The sequence below is a fragment of the Pseudomonas sp. ZY71 genome (assembly GCF_036542145.1).
Classification (GTDB): Bacteria; Pseudomonadota; Gammaproteobacteria; order Pseudomonadales; family Pseudomonadaceae; genus Aquipseudomonas; species Aquipseudomonas koreensis_A.
Map to the genome: position 1 here is coordinate 3886565 of NZ_CP144274.1, position 16530 is coordinate 3903094.

At 59.0% G+C, this 16530-nt stretch carries 15 protein-coding genes; 8 read left to right on the forward strand and 7 right to left on the reverse strand.

Going from position 1 to position 16530, the window contains the following annotated elements:
• Position 1: 1 nt before the first annotated feature.
• The 5 genes from benB to VY732_RS17320 all read right to left on the reverse strand — a co-directional run bounded on the left by benB (position 2) and on the right by VY732_RS17320 (position 5103).
• The gene (benB, locus tag VY732_RS17300; protein WP_331691282.1) at positions 2 to 490 is read right to left on the reverse strand and encodes a benzoate 1,2-dioxygenase small subunit; all 489 of its coding nucleotides are present in this window, start codon (positions 488 to 490) and stop codon (positions 2 to 4) included.
• Positions 490 to 1845: a benzoate 1,2-dioxygenase large subunit gene (gene benA / locus VY732_RS17305; protein ID WP_331691283.1), complete on the reverse strand. Its 1356-nt coding sequence runs from the start codon at positions 1843 to 1845 to the stop codon at positions 490 to 492. Before benA ends, benB begins: the two co-directional genes overlap by 1 nt.
• 153 nt (positions 1846 to 1998) lie before the next feature.
• A complete protein-coding gene (locus VY732_RS17310; protein WP_331691284.1) occupies positions 1999 to 2955 on the reverse strand; it encodes an AraC family transcriptional regulator in 957 nt (318 codons plus the stop codon).
• Between the two features lie 881 nt (positions 2956 to 3836).
• Positions 3837 to 4760, reverse strand: coding sequence for a bifunctional helix-turn-helix transcriptional regulator/GNAT family N-acetyltransferase (locus VY732_RS17315; protein ID WP_077572488.1), 924 nt, complete (start codon positions 4758 to 4760; stop codon positions 3837 to 3839).
• Positions 4761 to 4827: 67 nt separating this feature from the next.
• Entirely contained in the window at positions 4828 to 5103 is a 276-nt protein-coding gene (locus VY732_RS17320) for a hypothetical protein (RefSeq protein WP_212621750.1), read from the reverse strand.
• A gap of 137 nt (positions 5104 to 5240) precedes the next feature.
• On the opposite strand from VY732_RS17320, the gene VY732_RS17325 reads away from it, so the two are divergent.
• Entirely contained in the window at positions 5241 to 6077 is an 837-nt protein-coding gene (locus tag VY732_RS17325) for an AraC family transcriptional regulator (RefSeq protein ID WP_331691285.1), read from the forward strand.
• 54 nt (positions 6078 to 6131) lie between these two features.
• The gene (locus VY732_RS17330; RefSeq protein ID WP_331691286.1) at positions 6132 to 6728 is read left to right on the forward strand and encodes a LysE family translocator; all 597 of its coding nucleotides are present in this window, start codon (positions 6132 to 6134) and stop codon (positions 6726 to 6728) included.
• Between the two features lie 110 nt (positions 6729 to 6838).
• Here VY732_RS17330 and VY732_RS17335 read toward each other — a convergent pair whose 3' ends face one another.
• Positions 6839 to 7609, reverse strand: coding sequence for an AraC family transcriptional regulator (locus VY732_RS17335; protein ID WP_123593317.1), 771 nt, complete (start codon positions 7607 to 7609; stop codon positions 6839 to 6841).
• 231 nt (positions 7610 to 7840) lie between these two features.
• Between VY732_RS17335 and VY732_RS17340 the strand changes: the two genes are divergently transcribed.
• The 5 genes from VY732_RS17340 (at position 7841) to VY732_RS17360 (ending at position 14338) form a co-directional block, all read left to right on the forward strand.
• Positions 7841 to 9466: an APC family permease gene (locus VY732_RS17340; RefSeq protein ID WP_123593318.1), complete on the forward strand. Its 1626-nt coding sequence runs from the start codon at positions 7841 to 7843 to the stop codon at positions 9464 to 9466.
• A 22-nt stretch (positions 9467 to 9488) separates the two neighbouring features.
• Positions 9489 to 10415, forward strand: coding sequence for a 4-hydroxyproline epimerase (locus tag VY732_RS17345; protein ID WP_331691287.1), 927 nt, complete (start codon positions 9489 to 9491; stop codon positions 10413 to 10415).
• A gap of 55 nt (positions 10416 to 10470) precedes the next feature.
• Positions 10471 to 11418 carry a dihydrodipicolinate synthase family protein gene (locus VY732_RS17350; protein ID WP_331691288.1) on the forward strand — a complete coding sequence of 316 codons (948 nt, stop codon included), beginning with the start codon at positions 10471 to 10473 and terminating at the stop codon, positions 11416 to 11418.
• Positions 11419 to 11490: 72 nt separating this feature from the next.
• Positions 11491 to 13083, forward strand: a complete 1593-nt coding sequence (locus tag VY732_RS17355; protein ID WP_331691289.1) for an aldehyde dehydrogenase (NADP(+)) — start codon at positions 11491 to 11493, stop codon at positions 13081 to 13083.
• Positions 13073 to 14338, forward strand: a complete 1266-nt coding sequence (locus VY732_RS17360) for an NAD(P)/FAD-dependent oxidoreductase (protein WP_331691290.1) — start codon at positions 13073 to 13075, stop codon at positions 14336 to 14338. The genes VY732_RS17355 and VY732_RS17360 overlap by 11 nt, the downstream gene beginning before the upstream one ends.
• Before the next feature lie 117 nt (positions 14339 to 14455).
• Here the strand turns inward: VY732_RS17360 and VY732_RS17365 are convergent, their stop codons facing one another.
• The gene (locus VY732_RS17365) at positions 14456 to 15394 is read right to left on the reverse strand and encodes a LysR family transcriptional regulator (protein ID WP_331691291.1); all 939 of its coding nucleotides are present in this window, start codon (positions 15392 to 15394) and stop codon (positions 14456 to 14458) included.
• Positions 15395 to 15514: 120 nt separating this feature from the next.
• Here VY732_RS17365 and VY732_RS17370 point away from each other — a divergent pair, with 120 nt between their 5' ends.
• Positions 15515 to 16441: an alpha/beta hydrolase gene (locus VY732_RS17370; RefSeq protein WP_331691292.1), complete on the forward strand. Its 927-nt coding sequence runs from the start codon at positions 15515 to 15517 to the stop codon at positions 16439 to 16441.
• The last annotated feature ends 89 nt before the right edge of the window (positions 16442 to 16530 follow it).

Below are 16530 nucleotides of genomic sequence, written 5' to 3' on the forward strand. Positions count from 1 at the left end.
ACTAGATGTGGTAGATGTCGATGACCTGACGGACGTAATCGTTTTTCAGCACGACTTTCTTGGCCTTGATCAGCGGCTGTTCGCCACGCAGATCGAGGGTGTAGAAACTGCTGCCGAAATAGCTGTCGGTGACCTGATAGCGAAAGCTCAGGGTGTGCCAGTTGAAGCGCACCTGGCACTGCCCTTCGCCCTGTTCGACGATTTCGATGTTGCTCAGGTTGTGCGAGGTGCGGGTGTCGGGAATGGTCGCGCTGGAGCGTTCGGTCTTGATCCGGAAGATGCGATCTTCGAGGCCGCCACGGTTGCCGTACCAGATCATCGAGATTTCGCTTTGCGGGTCTTCGGTGAGCGTGTCGTTGTCGTCCCAGGCCGGCATCCAGAAAGTGGCGTCGGCGGCGTACAGTTCCAGCCATTGATCCCACTGGCCGTCATCGAGAAAACGCGCCTCGCGGTAGAGAAAATCGCGCACGCTGTCGTAGAGGTTGCTCATCACACGGCCTCCACGGGGATCAGTTGTGGTTCGGTGGCAGCGGCTTTGAGCATGGTTTCCTGCCAGTACTTGTGTTGCAGCACGAACAGGCCTTCGTCTTCGGTGCGCATGCCGGAGAGCAGCGGTTTGAGGTCGATTTCTTCGGCCGCGGCATCGGCGCCTTCGACCCAGTGAGTGGCACCACGGGACATATCATTCCAGCCGCGCCCGGCGCCATAACCGGTCTGGCACGAGCGGAACTCTTCGAGGTCATCCGGCGTAGCCATGCCGCTGACGTTGAAGAAGTCTTCGTACTGACGAATGCGCTTGGCCCGCGCTTCAGCGCTCTCACCTTTGGGAGCGATGCAGTAAATGGTGATTTCAGTCTTGTCGACCGAGATTGGCCGGGCGATGCGGATCTGCGAACTGAACTGATCCATCAAGTACACGTTGGGGTACAGGCACAGGTTGCGCGAGTTTTCGATCATCCAGTCGGCACGGGCCTGACCGAAATCCCGGGCCAGTTCGTCGCGACGCTCGTAGGCGGGACGGTCTTCGGGGTTGGCCCAGCGGGTCCAGAGCAGCAGATGGCCGTGATCGAACGAGTAGAAACCGCCGCCTTTCTTCGCCCAACTGCCGGCGCTCATGGTCTTGATCGCTTCACCCGCTTCGCGTTGCTGGCGCTGGTTCTGTGTGGCGGCGTAGTTCCAGTGCACCGAGCTGACGTGGTAGCCATCGGCACCGTTTTCGGCGGTGAGTTTCCAGTTGCCTTCGTAGATATACGAGCTGGAGCCGCGCAACACTTCCAGGCCTTCTGGCGACTGGTCGACGATCATGTCGATGATTTTTGCCGACTCGCCCAGATGTTCAGCAAGTGATTTCACATCGGCATTCAGGCTGCCGAACAGAAAGCCGCGATAGGACTCGAAACGCGCGACTTTGCTCAGGTCATGGGAGCCTTCGCAGTTGAAACCTTGCGGGTAGCCGGCTTCGCTCGGGTCTTTGACCTTGAGCAGTTTGCCGCTGTTGTTGAACGTCCAGCCGTGAAACGGGCAGGTGTAGCTGGAACGGTTACCGGCCTTGTGCCGGCACAACATGGCGCCGCGATGGCTACAGGCATTGAGGAACGCGTTGAGCACACCGTCCTTGTTGCGCGCGATAAAAATCGGCTGACGGCCCATGGTGGTGGTCAGAAAATCGTTATTGTTGGGGAGCTGGCTTTCGTGGGCGAGGTAAATCCAGTTGCCTTCGAAGATGTGCGCCATTTCCAGTTCGAACAACCGCGGATCAGTGAACATCTCCCGCTTGCAGCGATAGGCGCCCTTCTCCTTGTCTTCTTCAAGCATGGCATTGAGGTAGTCGATTCCCAGGGACATGGCCGGGGCCTCCATTGTTATTGTTCAGGCCAGGTCAGATTAGGGAGGCGATGCACGGGGCAATAGCCGAATCCTGCAGATCGCTATCCATTTTGTGCAGGACGGCGCGGCAGGTGATTCGGCGTGTTTCAGAGGGGGGTTTAGCGCAGTGTTTTAGTGGCGGCGTTTGAAGGTCTGCGACGGCAGTTCGCCGTACTGTTGGCGATAGCTTTCGGAGAAACGGCCGAGGTGCAGAAAGCCGTAGTCCAGGGCCAGTTCGGTGAGATTGCGTACCGGGCAGCTCGGATCGCTGAGGCAGGCGTGGATGCGCGCAAGCTTGCGTTGGCGGATGTATTGCATCGGCGTAACGCCCAGTTGGCGTTCAAACAAGGTGTACAGCGAGCGCGGGCTCATGCTCGCCTGTGCGGCCAGATGTTCGGCGGGCAAATCCAGTTTAAGGTTGCGTTCGATGTAATCGAGAATGCGCTCGAAGCTGACGCTCGGCGCATTCAGGCACTCACGGCTGACGTTGGTGCTCATCAGCGAGATCAGTTTGCTGCCGATGATCTGCGCGTAATGCTCCTGCACCCGCAGCAACGGGTCGCTGGCCTCGGCTTCCTGACAGATCATCGCAAGCAGGTTGGTGAAACCTTCCAGCTCATCGAGCCGATAGTGATTGCGCAGGAAACGGATACCGCTGGAGGGGTGCTGCCAGCGCTGCTCGTCGCACACCGATTCAAGCACGCTGACCGGCACCTTGAGGATGAATTTCTCGCAGTCTTCCGAGTACGTCAGATCGACCGGATCATCCGGGTTGATCAACAGCAACTCGCCAGGCACCAGATGCTGTTCGCGCTTGTGCCCGCGCCACAGGCAATTGCCTTGCAGCAGCACTTGCAGATGGTAAACGGTCTCCAGCGCCACGGAGGTCACGCGCACGCTGCCGCCATAGCTGATGCGGGCCAGATCGAGATCGGCGAGTTTGCGGTGGTTGAGGCTGGCTTGTGGGTGGGTGGTCCTGGACAGGCCGATGAAGTGCTGGCCGACGTGCTGATTGACGTAGTCGGAGACGGCATAAGGGTCAGCGTGACGGAACACGCTGCTGCGATCGCTCAGCAGATGGCTGTCCATGGGGCGTTGCTCGTTGTTGTCGTTATTTTTGGGATCACGGGGATTCAGGCATCACGAGCCACAGTACGCCGGAGTGTCAGAGTGGGCAATTGGACGAAGGTTTGGGTGCTCGATAATCGAACGCTTTTTGCGGACTACAGAGTGGTTTGAACAACGCCTACACTTGCCGAAGAAATGCCCTACACGCCAAAAAAACCCGACACAGAAAAATCCTACTTATGACAGTTTTATAAAACAAAAAAAGCCCGTTTCAGTCGAAACTGAAACGGGCTTCTCCCACTTCAACGGCCGTTACTTCAGGTCGTCAAAGTGGTCTCGCAGGAACTCGTAAAAGCGAAAGGCTTTAAACAATCTCCATACAAGGCTCAGCGTACGCAGCAAAAGCTTCATACGTTTTGGCCTCCAGGGCTGGGGGCCAAACCTCCGGCAAACTTACCGGATCATGCTTGCCTTCAGCCTGCACGTTAAAGCAGCTAGTGAGGCGGCCGGTTGAAATCCCTCCGAAACATCATTCCGGCACGGGTGCAAAACCGTGTCAAAGGGCATGAAACCGTTTAGTCACCAGCCTGGCCTCACCGCTGCTCGAACAAGTGAGCGCCCGCATCATAACCTTCATTCAAAGGCTTTCAGGAAAAGTAATTTTCTGTTTTGTTAATCATTATTTCTGCCAGCTTTTTCTGCAAATGAAATAGCGCAAACAACCAGTTCCATACGAACTTTAACCTTGCAAGGGGGCACAAAGACTCCTACCATGAGCGAACGTTAAAGCAGCTAGTGAAGCAACAAACCTCGGTCGCAAACCAAGGTTTACAAAAGAACCGCCCCGCAAAGGCGGTTTTTTTTCGTCTGCCCTTTCACTGCATCCGCCGATGAAAATCAGATCACAACACCCGTGCCCACGTCTGACTCAGCAGATCCTTGCCAAAGCTGTGAACCGCTTCTTCCTCCACCAGTTCAAACCCGGCCTGCTGATAAATCTTGCGTGCAGCCGTCAGGTTGCTGGTCGTCCACAGGGTCATTTTCTGGTAGCCAATCTGCCGGGCAAAGCGCAGGCACTCTTCGACCAGACGACTGCCAATGCCCAAGCCCCGCGCGCTGGCATCGACGTAGAGCATGCGCAGTTTGGCGGTCGTTTCATCCTGGCGGACGATGAACACGGAGCCGATGACCTTGCCGTCCTTTTCCGCAATCCAGCAGCGCTCGCTCGTCGGGTCGTAATCACGCAGGTACTTGGCGACCACCTCGGCCACCAGCGTTTCGAACTCCGAATTCCAGCCGTATTCGCGGCTATACAGCGCGGCTTGTTGTTGCATCACCGTACCCATGTCGCCGGGCTGCGGATCGCGTAATACGTAGGTTGAGTCTTTGTTGCCTTGCAGCAGTGTCTGGATCAGCGTCATGGCGCCGATCAGTTGTTTCTGCTGCGGTTCAGACAATCGCTCGAGCATGGCGACGATCTGTTCGCGGGAGGCCTTTTCCAGCGGAATCAGGATTTCACGGCCCAAATCGGTTAAGTGCAATTGTGCAGCGCGGGCATCCGTGGGCGACGGCACTTTCTGGATCAAGCCGCGCTTTTCGAAACCGCTGATGATGCGGCTCATGTAGCCGGCGTCCAGGCCGAGCATCTGGCGCAGGTCGGCACTGGTCAGGTCACCGCGCGAGGCCAATTCATACAAGATGCGCAGCTCAGTCAGCGAGTAGTCGCTTTGCAGCAGATGCTCCTGCAATACGCCGATCTGATGGGTGTAGAAGCGGTTGAAGCCGCGTACAACGTCGGCTTGCTGGAGGAGATGGCTGCTGGACATGGCAAATGCTCAGTTAATTGCTTAAAGCAACTATATATTTGCCTCAAGCAACCATGTCAACAGAAAGCTATTTGCACTTGGCCAAGACCACCTGACAGGTGTTCGGCGTGCCCCCGGAGCGCCCGGCATAACGGATGCAGTTGTTCATCGATTTCTGCCGGGCCATGTTCAAACTGGAGCCCCAGGCCAGACCGCCCTCGCCGACCGACGGCAAGGCTTTGGCGTAGCAGGCATCGCCAACACCGGATGGTGGATAGTGTTTTCGGCTGGAGCAGCCTGCGCCAAGCGTCAGGCTAAGACCGATCAGGGTGAGCATGCCCCAGAACGAGCATCGGTTAATCATCGCATTCCACCTGCCGGCAAAGGGGTCGAGACCTACAGAGTCTAGCCCCCTCACCTGCACAAATCTTCTAAACGCCCTTCACCATTGCGCGGTATTTTATGGGGCCGCACCTTTCAATGGCGAACACTGGAGCCTTCGTGGATAAACGCAACTGGATCGAGCTGTCCCAGGATGTCGACACCGGGATTGAATCGATTCGCGCTCACTTTGAGGGCCATGCCTACGATCCGCACTGGCATGACAGCTTCCTCGTGGGCGTCACCGAGCAAGGTGTGCAGCAGTTTAATTGTCGCCGCGTGCGCCATCGCAGTACGCCGGGCAACGTGTTCCTGCTGGAGCCCGGGGAAATCCACGATGGGCAAGCGCCGACCGAGGAAGGTTTCACCTATTCGATGCTCTACCTCGATCCACATTGGCTGGAGCGTGAACTGCACGCGCTGTTCGAAGACGCACCGTCCGACAGCCAGCCCGGTTTTGCCGACACGCTGAGCCAGGACCCGCGCCTGGCCACAGCGATCAGTCACGCTTTCCATGCGTTGCATGACGGTGATCTGCGCATCGTCCGTCAGACCGCCGTCGATGGTTTGCTGAGCTCGCTCACGTGCCATCTCGCTTGGCGCAAGCGGCAAGACTTCGATCCGCGCTTGCCGCTGGTGGCGCAAATGGCGCGGGATTATCTGCACGCGCACACCTATGAAGATATCGGTCTCGATGATCTCGCGCGGGTCTGCGGCGTGGACCGTTTTCGTCTCAGCCGCGCCTTCAAGTCGGCTTTTGGCCTGGCGCCGCATGCGTACCTTATCCAGTTGCGCCTGGCAAAGGCGCGGCAGTTACTGGCCCGGGGTGAAACGCCGGCGCAGGTCGCCAGCGTGCTCGGTTTTTCTGACCAGAGTCACATGGGGCGGTGGTTCCGCCGAGCCTATCAACTCACCCCTGCCGACTACCGCAAGCGCTGCTCAAACCTTCCAGACTGACCCACAACGACTGGCGATCATGGCTTCCTGTGTTTACTTCCAAGGAATCCGCCCATGGCGTCGTTATTGCCCTTTCTGCTGTTTGCTTTCGTTGCCTCGATCACGCCGGGGCCGACCAATATTCTGGTGCTGAGCCACAGTTCGCGCCAAGGCTTGCTCGCCACGCTGCCGATCATTTTTGGCGCCTGCGCGGCGGCGGCACTGATAGTGCTGGTGGTCGGCCTCGGTGCCGGCGAAACCTTGCTGCGCTACCCGCGCGTGCAGCAAGCGATGGCCTGGGGCGGTGTGCTCTGGTTGAGCTGGCTGGCGTGGCAGATCTTCCGCAGCACGCCGCCATCGCTGGACCCGACGGATACGCAGGAAGAAGGTTTCAGCGTGCTGGGCGCCGCCATGCTGCAACTGGTCAATCCCAAGGTGTGGATGATGGCCGTGGCGGTGGTCAGCGTGTTTGTCGGCGGTGGTGACAAGACCTTGCGGCTGCTGGTGTTGTCGCTGGCATTTCTGTTGGTGTCGCTGCCGTGCATGACGTTCTGGGCGTTACTGGGTGTGGGCAGCGCGCGGTTGATGGGATCGCCGAAAGCGTTCAAGCGGATGAACGCGACGCTTGCCTTGTTACTGCTGCTCTCGGCATGGCTGACTGTCTTGGCTTAACTCCCTCGTAGGAGCTGCCGAAGGCTGCGATCTTTTGATTTTTTTTTAAGATCAAGATCAAAAGATCGCAGCCTTCGGCAGCTCCTACATAGCGCTTCAATACCATTTCATCAGGGTGAGGTGGCCTGCCGATACTCGCGCGGCGTAAACCCGGTAGAGGCCTTGAACTGCCGAGTGAAGGCGCTGTGATCGGTATAGCCGCATTGCAGCGCCACATCGGTAATCGGCAAGTCGGTATGCAGCAATCGGTGCGCGTGTTCGAGCCGCACTTTCTGGATCATCTGCCGTGGCGTCAGGTGGAACACGCGTTTGCAGTAGCGCTCCAGTTGCGCGACTGAAATACCGGCGATGCGCGTCAGTTCACCGAGGGTCACGCGTCGATTGAAATTCGCGCGGATGTGCTCATCGACTGCCGCAAGCCGCTCGAATGCCGGGTGCGTTTCACTGGCCGATTGCAGGTCCACGGAAATCCCCGCCAGGCCAATGATCACCCCGTCACGGTTGTACAGCGGCTGCTTGTGAGTCAGGCACCAACCCGGTTCGCGACTGCCATACAGATGCAGTTCGAGCTGATCCTCCAGCACAAAGCCCTCCTCCAGCACCTTGCGATCCTGCTCGGTGTAGCCCGGCCCGAGTTGCGCCGGGAAAACTTGCGCACTGGTTTTGCCGAGCAACGGGCGTAAATCCTTCAAGCCACAGCGCTGCACCAGCGTGCGATTCGCGAGCACGTAACGGGCCTGCACATCCTTGATGAAAATCGCCGCGTTAGGGATCACATCGAGCATCGGCAACAACAATGCCGCACCGGCCAACAACTCCTCCAGTGTCTGCGGGCGATGCCCATCAATGCCTTGAGACAGGATCGAAAACGCCTGTTGCATCAAAGATTCCTCTCGTAACGTGGATGGACGAAGCGCCCGCCATGCGGCCTTCGCGTGCAGATTGCAGCATCGCTCAAGACCTGTCGAGGGCCACGTTTCGCCAGTGCGATTGTGCTGATTTCGTCATCGAAGCCACCGCAAAACATCAATCGCCACACCATCGATGAGTTCAAAGTCTGGCCGTCCCAGTGACACAACTGCCTATCCAATAACTCACAAGAAGGCGATGCCATGTCAGGCCAAGGCAAGTTCAAAAAACAGCTTTCACTGATCGACCTCACATTTATCGGGCTCGGGGCGATCTTCGGTTCCGGCTGGTTGTTCGCGGCCAGTCATGTGTCCGCCATTGCCGGGCCGGCGGGGATTTTCTCTTGGCTGCTGGGCGGTTTTGCCGTGTTGTTGCTGGGCATCGTTTATTGCGAACTGGGCGCCGCGTTACCGCGTGCCGGCGGCGTGGTGCGTTATCCGGTTTACTCCCACGGGCCGCTGCTCGGCTACTTGATGGGCTTCATCACCCTGATTGCGTTTTCCAGTCTGGTGGCGATTGAGGTGGTTGCCTCGCGCCAATACGCGGCAGCGTGGTTTCCCGAGCTGACCAAGGCTGGCAGCGGCGATCCGACGATCCTCGGCTGGATGGTGCAGTTCGGCCTGCTCTGTGTGTTCTTCCTGCTCAACTACCGCAGCGTAAAGACCTTCGCCAAGGCCAACAATCTGGTCAGCGTGTTCAAGTTCATCGTGCCGCTGCTGGTGATCGGCGTGCTGTTCACTTTCTTCAAACCGGCGAATTTCCAAGTACAAGGTTTCGCCCCGTTCGGCTTGTCCGGTATCGAAATGGCGGTGTCGGCGGGCGGTGTGATTTTCGCTTATCTGGGGCTCACGCCGATCATCTCGGTGGCCAGTGAAGTGAAGAATCCACAGCGCACCATTCCCATCGCGCTGATCCTCTCGGTGCTGCTGTCGACGTTGATTTATGTGCTGCTGCAAATGGCCTTTCTCGGCAGCATCCCGACCGAAATGCTCGCCAATGGCTGGGCCGGGATCAGCAAGGAATTTTCCCTGCCGTACCGCGACATCGCACTGGCACTGGGTGTGGGCTGGCTGGCCTATCTGGTGGTCGCCGATGCGGTGATCTCGCCGAGTGGCTGCGGCAACATCTACATGAACGCCACCCCGCGAGTGATCTATGGCTGGGCGCAGACCGGGACCTTCTTCAAAGTCTTCACCCACATCGATGAAAAGTCCGGCATCCCGCGTCCGGCGCTGTGGCTGACCTTTGCCCTGTCGGTGTTCTGGACCCTGCCGTTCCCGTCCTGGGAAGCCCTGATCAACGTGGTCTCCGCCGCGCTGGTGTTGAGCTACGCCGTGGCCCCCGTGTCCGTAGCCGCGCTGCGCCGCAATGCGCCAGACATGCCACGGCCGTTCCGGGTCAAATGCATGGGCGTGCTCGGGCCGGTGTCATTCATCATCGCCGCGCTGATTGTCTACTGGTCGGGCTGGAACACTGTGTCGTGGCTGCTCGGCCTGCAAATCCTGATGTTCGTTGTGTATCTGCTGTGCGGTCGTTTTGTGCCGACCGCTCACCTCAATCTGGCCAGCCAAGTGCGTTCCTCTGCGTGGTTGATCGCCTTCTACGCAGTAACCATCGTGCTGTCGAAACTCGGCACCTTTGGCGGACTCGGCATCCTCGCCCACCCGTTCGACACGATTGTCGTCGCTGCTTGCGCCACCGGCATTTATTACTGGGGCGCAGCGACCGGTGTACCGGCGCATCTGCTGCGTCTGGAAGAGGACGATGAGGAAAGCGAAGTCGCCGCCCCCGCCTCGACCGTGGCTGCGCGCCCTGCCGGCGCCTACTGAAATCACCTAAAGGAATCTATCCATGAAAGAACTACACGTCATTGATTCCCACACCGGCGGTGAACCGACGCGCCTGGTGATGAACGGCTTCCCCGATCTGCCCGGCAACACCATGGTGGAAAAACGTGATGCGCTGCGCACTGAGCATGATCAATGGCGCCGCGCCTGCCTGCTGGAACCGCGCGGCAACGATGTATTGGTCGGCGCGTTGTATTGCGCGCCGGTCTCGCCGGACGCCACGTGCGGGGTGATTTTCTTCAACAACGCCGGTTATCTGGGCATGTGCGGCCACGGCACCATCGGCCTGATCAACTCGTTGCAGTATCTGGGAAAAATCCAACCGGGCATCCACAAGATCGATACGCCAGTCGGCCCGGTCAGCGCCACGTTGCATGAGGACGGGACCGTCACCTTGGGCAACGTCCCCGCTTATCGCCACCGCAAACAGGTACCGGTGGATGTGCCGGGATTCGGTCAGGTATTGGGCGATATCGCTTACGGCGGCAACTGGTTTTTCCTCGTCTCCGAGCACGGCCAGACGCTGACCATGGACAACGTCGAACACCTCACCGCTTACACCTGGGCGATGCTCAAAGCCCTCGAAGACCAAGGCATTTTCGGCGAGGACGGTGCCGTCATCGATCACATCGAACTGTTTGCCGATGACGATCGGGCCGACAGCCGCAACTTCGTCATGTGCCCCGGCAAAGCCTACGACCGCTCACCGTGCGGCACCGGCACCAGCGCCAAACTCGCCTGTCTGGCCGCCGACGACAAGCTGCAACCCGGCGCAACCTGGGTGCAGGCGAGTATCACCGGCAGCCAGTTCGAAGGCCGCTTCGAGTGGGACGGCGAACGAGTCCGCCCGTTCATCACCGGCCGCGCTTACATGACCGCCGACAGCACCTTGCTGATCGACGAAGCAGACCCGTTCGCGTGGGGCATCTGAGCCTCCGCGCAGACTTTTCACCGCAATTTGAATGATGTGCCAAGGAGTTAAAACAATGAGCGACAACATCTTCACCGGTTGCATGCCGGCCCTGATGACCCCGTGCACCGCCCAGCGCAAACCGGACTTCGACGCGTTGGTGGCCAAGGGTCGCGAACTGATCGATATCGGCATGAGCGCCGTGGTTTATTGCGGTTCGATGGGCGACTGGCCGTTGCTCACCGAGGCTGAACGGCAGGAAGGCGTGGCGCGTCTGGTCGCTGCCGAGATTCCAACGATTGTCGGCACTGGCGCAGTGAACTCACGCGAAGCGGTTTCCCATGCAGCCCACGCGGCGAAAGTCGGCGCGCAGGGTTTGATGGTGATTCCCCGCGTGCTGTCCCGTGGCGCATCGGTCACCGCGCAAAAAGCCCACTTCGCCGCGATTCTACAAGCCGCGCCGAACCTGCCAGCAGTGATCTACAACAGCCCGTACTACGGCTTCGCCACCCGCGCCGACCTGTTCTTCGAACTGCGTCGCGAGTACCCGAACCTGATCGGCTTCAAGGAATTCGGCGGTGGCGCCGATCTGCGATACGCCGCCGAAAACATCACCTCCAAAGATGAAGACGTGACGCTGATGGTCGGCGTCGATACACAAGTGGTGCACGGTTTCGTCAACTGCAACGCCACCGGCGCGATCACCGGTATCGGAAACGCCCTGCCCCGCGAAGTGCTGCAATTGGTGGCACTGAGCAAGAAGGCCGCACAAGGAGATGCCAAGGCCCGTCGTCAGGCGCGGGAGCTGGAATCGGCGCTGGCAGTGCTGTCGTCGTTCGATGAAGGCTGCGATCTGGTGCTGTATTACAAGCACCTGATGGTGCTCAACGGCGACAAGGAATACACCCTGCATTTCAACGAAACCGATGCATTGAGCGACTCGCAACGGCGTTATGCCGAGAAGCAGTATTCGCTGTTCCGTCACTGGTACGAGAACTGGTCGGCGGAACAGAACTTCGCCTGATCAACGCCTCCTCACCTGCCGCGATGCGTTGCGCTACGCGGCAGGCATTTCCCTTTTTCTCAGGAAGACACCATGACTCTGACGGGCCACATGCTGATCGGGCTGCACTCGGTTGCGGGTAATCGCGAGGCTATTCGCGGGATCAATCCGGCCACGAATGAAGCGCTGGAACCGGCGTATGCCGGAGGATCGACGGAGCATGTCGAACAGGCCTGTGCTCTGGCTTGGGCAGCGTTCGATGTTTATCGCGAAACTACCCTAAATGTCCGCGCCGAATTTCTGGAAAGCATTGCCGAGAAAATCGAAGCCCTCGGCGATGAACTGATTGACCGTGCCCATGCCGAAAGCGGTCTGCCGCGTGCACGGTTACTGGGCGAACGCGGGCGTACTTGCCAGCAATTAAGAATGTTCGCCCGCACGGTTCGCGCCGGTGAATGGCTGGATGTGCGTGTCGATAGCGCGCTGCCGCAACGTCAACCGCTGCCGCGCGCGGATCTGCGTCAACGGCAGATTGCACTGGGGCCGGTCGCGGTATTTGGTGCGAGCAATTTTCCGCTGGCGTTTTCAGTCGCGGGCGGTGACACCGCATCGGCACTGGCCGCCGGTTGTCCGGTGATCGTCAAGGCGCACAGTGCGCATCCCGGCACCAGCGAACTGGTCGGTCGCGCAGTGGCGCGGGCGGTGAAAGCCTGTGGTTTGCCGGAAGGCGTGTTCTCGTTGCTGTACGGTTCCGGCCGCGAAGTGGGCATTGCGCTGGTCACTGATCCACGGATCAAAGCAGTGGGTTTCACCGGCTCGCGCAGCGGCGGTCTGGCGTTGATTCAAGCGGCGCAGGCCAGACCCGAACCGATTCCGGTGTACGCGGAAATGAGTTCGATCAATCCGGTGCTGCTGTTTCCGGCGGCGCTGGAGAATCGCACGCAGGCGTTGGCTGAAGGGTTTGTGACGTCGCTGACGCTGGGCGCGGGCCAGTTCTGCACCAATCCGGGCTTGGTGATTGCCTTGAAAGGACCGGCACTGGACAAGTTTATCGCCGCCACCGCCGAGATCATTCAACGCAGCCCGGCACAGACCATGCTGACACCGGGCATCTTCAGTGCTTACGAATCTGCCGTGAATGCACTGGCCGAGAATGCCAGTGCGAACATCGCCGGTGTTGGTCAGACCGGCAACGGCCCGAACCAATGTCAGGCCCATGTATTCGTGACCGAAGCCGCCGACTTTCTCGCCGATCACCGCCTGCAAGCCGAAGCCTTCGGTGCAGCTGGGTTGATTGTGCAATGCGAAAGTGAAGCTGAAATCCGTCAGGTCAGCGAACACCTGGAAGGCCAGTTGACCGCCACGTTGCACCTTGATGACCAAGACCTGGAACAGGCACGCGCCCTGCTGCCAACACTGGAACGCAAGGCCGGTCGCTTGCTGATCAATGGCTGGCCCACCGGGGTCGAGGTGTGTGACGCAATGGTGCATGGCGGGCCGTTCCCGGCCACCTCCGACTCGCGTACGACATCCGTCGGTACAGCGGCGATCCAGCGTTTTCTGCGCCCGGTCTGCTATCAGGACTTCCCCGACAGCCTGTTGCCGACCGCACTGAAGCAGGCCAATCCGCTGCAATTGCGGCGTCTGCTCGATGGGCAAAGGGAAGCGCAGCACTATGGCGAATAACGTCTCCCACGACATCGCCGTGGTCGGCGCCGGCATCATCGGCGTCGCCTGCGCACTACGTCTGGCTCGCAAAGGGTTGCGCGTGGTGGTGATCGATCAGCAGCCACCCGGCCACGGCGCCTCGTTCGGCAACGCCGGGCATCTGGCGACCGAGCAGGTGTTTCCGATTGCCGACGCGTCCATCCTCAAGCGCCTGCCGGCCATGCTGATGGATCCGATGGGACCGTTGCGACTGGACTGGAAATACCTGCCGCGCGCCTTGCCATGGTTCACCCGCCTGCTGCTGAACCTGCGCCCGGCGCCGTTTCAGAACACTGTGGCAGGCTTGCGCGCCCTGAATGAAAGCAGTCTGGAGGCCTGGCAGCGCTTGCTCGCCGACATCCAGCGGCCGGACCTGCTGAAGATCGATGGTTCGTTACTGGTGTTCGAACGTCCCGAATCGCGTCAGGCAATCCAGGCATTACAGGCTCGACTGCATCAGCAGCAGGTGCCGGTCGATTACTGGCAGGCCGGCGCCATCCGCGACACCGCGCCGCAACTCAGCGAACAGATTCAGGGCGGCTTGTTCTTCCCACGCACCGGGCACTTCATCGACCCGTATCGCGTGGTGTGTGAATTGGTCGAAGCGGCCAAGACCAGCGGCGTGAGCTTCGTACAGCAGCAGGTTCAGGGTGGCTATGTGCAAGAGCACGGGGTGACGCTGACCACCGGCAATGGCGGTCTGACTGCACGCCGCGTGCTGATCGCCTGTGGCGCACATTCGGCGAAACTCACCGCCGCCCTCACCGGCAAAAAAGTACCGCTAGACACCGAGCGCGGTTATCACCTGATGCTGCCCCAGGAACACGACCGACTGCCCTTCCCCGTGACCTCGCTGGAGCGCAAGTTCATCATGACGCCGATGTCCGAGGGGTTGCGGTTGGCGGGCACCGTCGAGTTCGCCGGTCTGGAAAAACCACCGAGGATGGAACGCGCGTGGCAGTTGCATCGGTTGAGTCAGGGCTTGTTTCGCAAGGATCTGAGCGCTGAAGCGGCGACGCCGTGGATGGGCTTTCGACCGTCGTTGCCGGATTCGTTGCCGGTGATTGATCGGGTGTGTGAGGGCAAGGTGTTGCTTGCTTTTGGGCATCAGCATCTGGGGCTGACGCAGGCGGCGGTGACGGCGGAGATGGTGGTGCGGATGGCTTTGCCGGCAACGACGTATCAGGTGACTGATCTGACGGCAGATGAACGCTTCAGACTCGATCGTTTCTGAACAGCGGGTGCCGATGCGATTGAGCGTCTGCCCTCAAGTGATCGGTTGTAACGCTTCTATCAGCGCTCCTGACAACATTGCAACTAGCCGTTCCGCCGGGAGCATCAGCTCCCCTTTTCATACAGCGCCAATATCATCAACCAGACATTGTTCCCACGGCGGACAAGGAGACCACGCGTCTAAAAGCTTATCGATGAACAGGCGGATCTTGGGCGAAAGATGTCGTTTGCTGGGATAGATGATCCGGATGGGTTCTGCGGCCTCAGCGTATTCTTCGAGCAGTTGAACAAGCTTGCCGCTGCGTAGTTGGTGGCTCACTACGTACGACGGCAGTGTCGCAATACCCAAGCCCGCCATCGCGCACTCATGCAGCGCTTCCGCGCTGTCCATCTGTAGCCGCCCACCTTGAGTAAAGGCAACCGCTTGGCCGTCTACTCGAAAATTCCATGGAAGTAATCGTCCCCCGCTGACGAAATGCAGACATTCGTGCGTGGACAGTTCTTCGGGCGTTTGCGGCCGTGGATGCTCAGCCAGATAGTGGGGTGAAGCACAGGTGATCATCTGCTGGTACGCCACGGTGCGTGTCAGCAATCGAGAATCCTCTTTGGGCGGGCCAATTCGCATGGCCAGATCAAACCCCTCATCAATGAGGTCTACCAGTCGGTCGGAAAACGTAACGTCGACACTTAGCGAAGGCCAGTCCTTCAGACAGCACTCGATATGCGGGAGAACGTGAAGCCTACCCAGTGCGACCGGCAGACTCATACGCAATCGCCCACTGGGTGTCGAGCGACGAAACGCCAGTGCATCCTCGACATCGTCAAGATCCTGAAGGATGCCAACACAGCGTTCGTAAAGGACCTGACCGTCGTCCGTCAGGCTCAGACTGCGGGTTGTGCGGTTGAGTAACCGCACTTGCAATCGAGCTTCCAGCCTGACAATCGATTTACCCACTGCCGAACGAGTGAGACCTAATTGCTTGGCAGCTGCGGTAAAGCTTCCGGCTTTTACAGAACTCACAAAAGCCGCGATGTCGTTCAGGTTATGAATTTCCATACTTCCTCACTCGATCAACGTTCGGGCGCCCCGGCACTCGCTATGGGGAACCCTATTCCCCAATCAAGAGAATAGTATCTCAATTAGCTAATCCAACGCCCTCCTTCAATCGAGATCACCATGAATACGAAAGTAAAAGCAGCCGTTCAAACCTGGGCCAACAGCCTGAACGATTTGGTACCTGTCCTCAAAGGCATTGATACCACCACGAAAATGAGCGATATCCGCGACTCCTACGCAAGAATGCTCGCGCAAAATCCAGCGCCCACCGGCGTCAGGTTCGAAGCAGTCGACATGGGCGGTGTTCCAGGGACCCTGGTGACACCCGATGAAGTCAAGACCGACGCAGTTGTGATGTACATCCATGGCGGGGCGTATATTGTCGGCCGTCCAGATGGCTACCACGGCATTGGTGGCAACTACGCGAAAATGCTGGGTGCTCGTGTATACATGCCTGACTACCGCCTGGCCCCGGAGCACAAATTCCCCGCCTCCATCGACGACACACTGCGCGCCTACGAATGGTTGCTTGAGCAGAAAATCCCGGCTGAAAAAATCGCGTTTTCCGGCGAGTCGGCTGGCGGCGCAATGGTAGTAAGCGTGATGGTGGCGGCCAAATCCAAAGGGCTTGCGTTACCTGCGGTGGGTTCTTCGATCTCGCCTTGGGCAAATCTCGAACACACCGGCGCCTCTATGAGCAACCGTGAGGGCCTGGATCCGCTGAATTCCAAGCCTGTTCTGGATATTCTTGCCAGAACATTCCTTGGCGAGACACTGGCCAACCATCCTCTGGCATCGCCGGTTTTCGCGGACGTCACTGGACTCCCACCCATTCTGATTCAGATTGGCGAGAACGAGCTGATGCTGAGTGACGCGATGCGGCTTGCCACCCATCTGGCGGACAACCGTGTCCGGGTCAATCTCGAGGTATGGCCTGCCATGTTCCACGCCTGGCACTTCTACTCTGCCATGCTGCCAGAAGGTCAACAGGCAATGGAGAGCTCAGTACGTTTCATTGAGGCGGGTCTGGCCGAAGCCAATCGCTGAGTAGAAATTCAGACTGCGGGAGCTTTTCAGTTCCCGCAGTTCTGCCTTCAATAGAGCGTCGGCAAGGCAAAAAAAGTAAAGAGCGATTG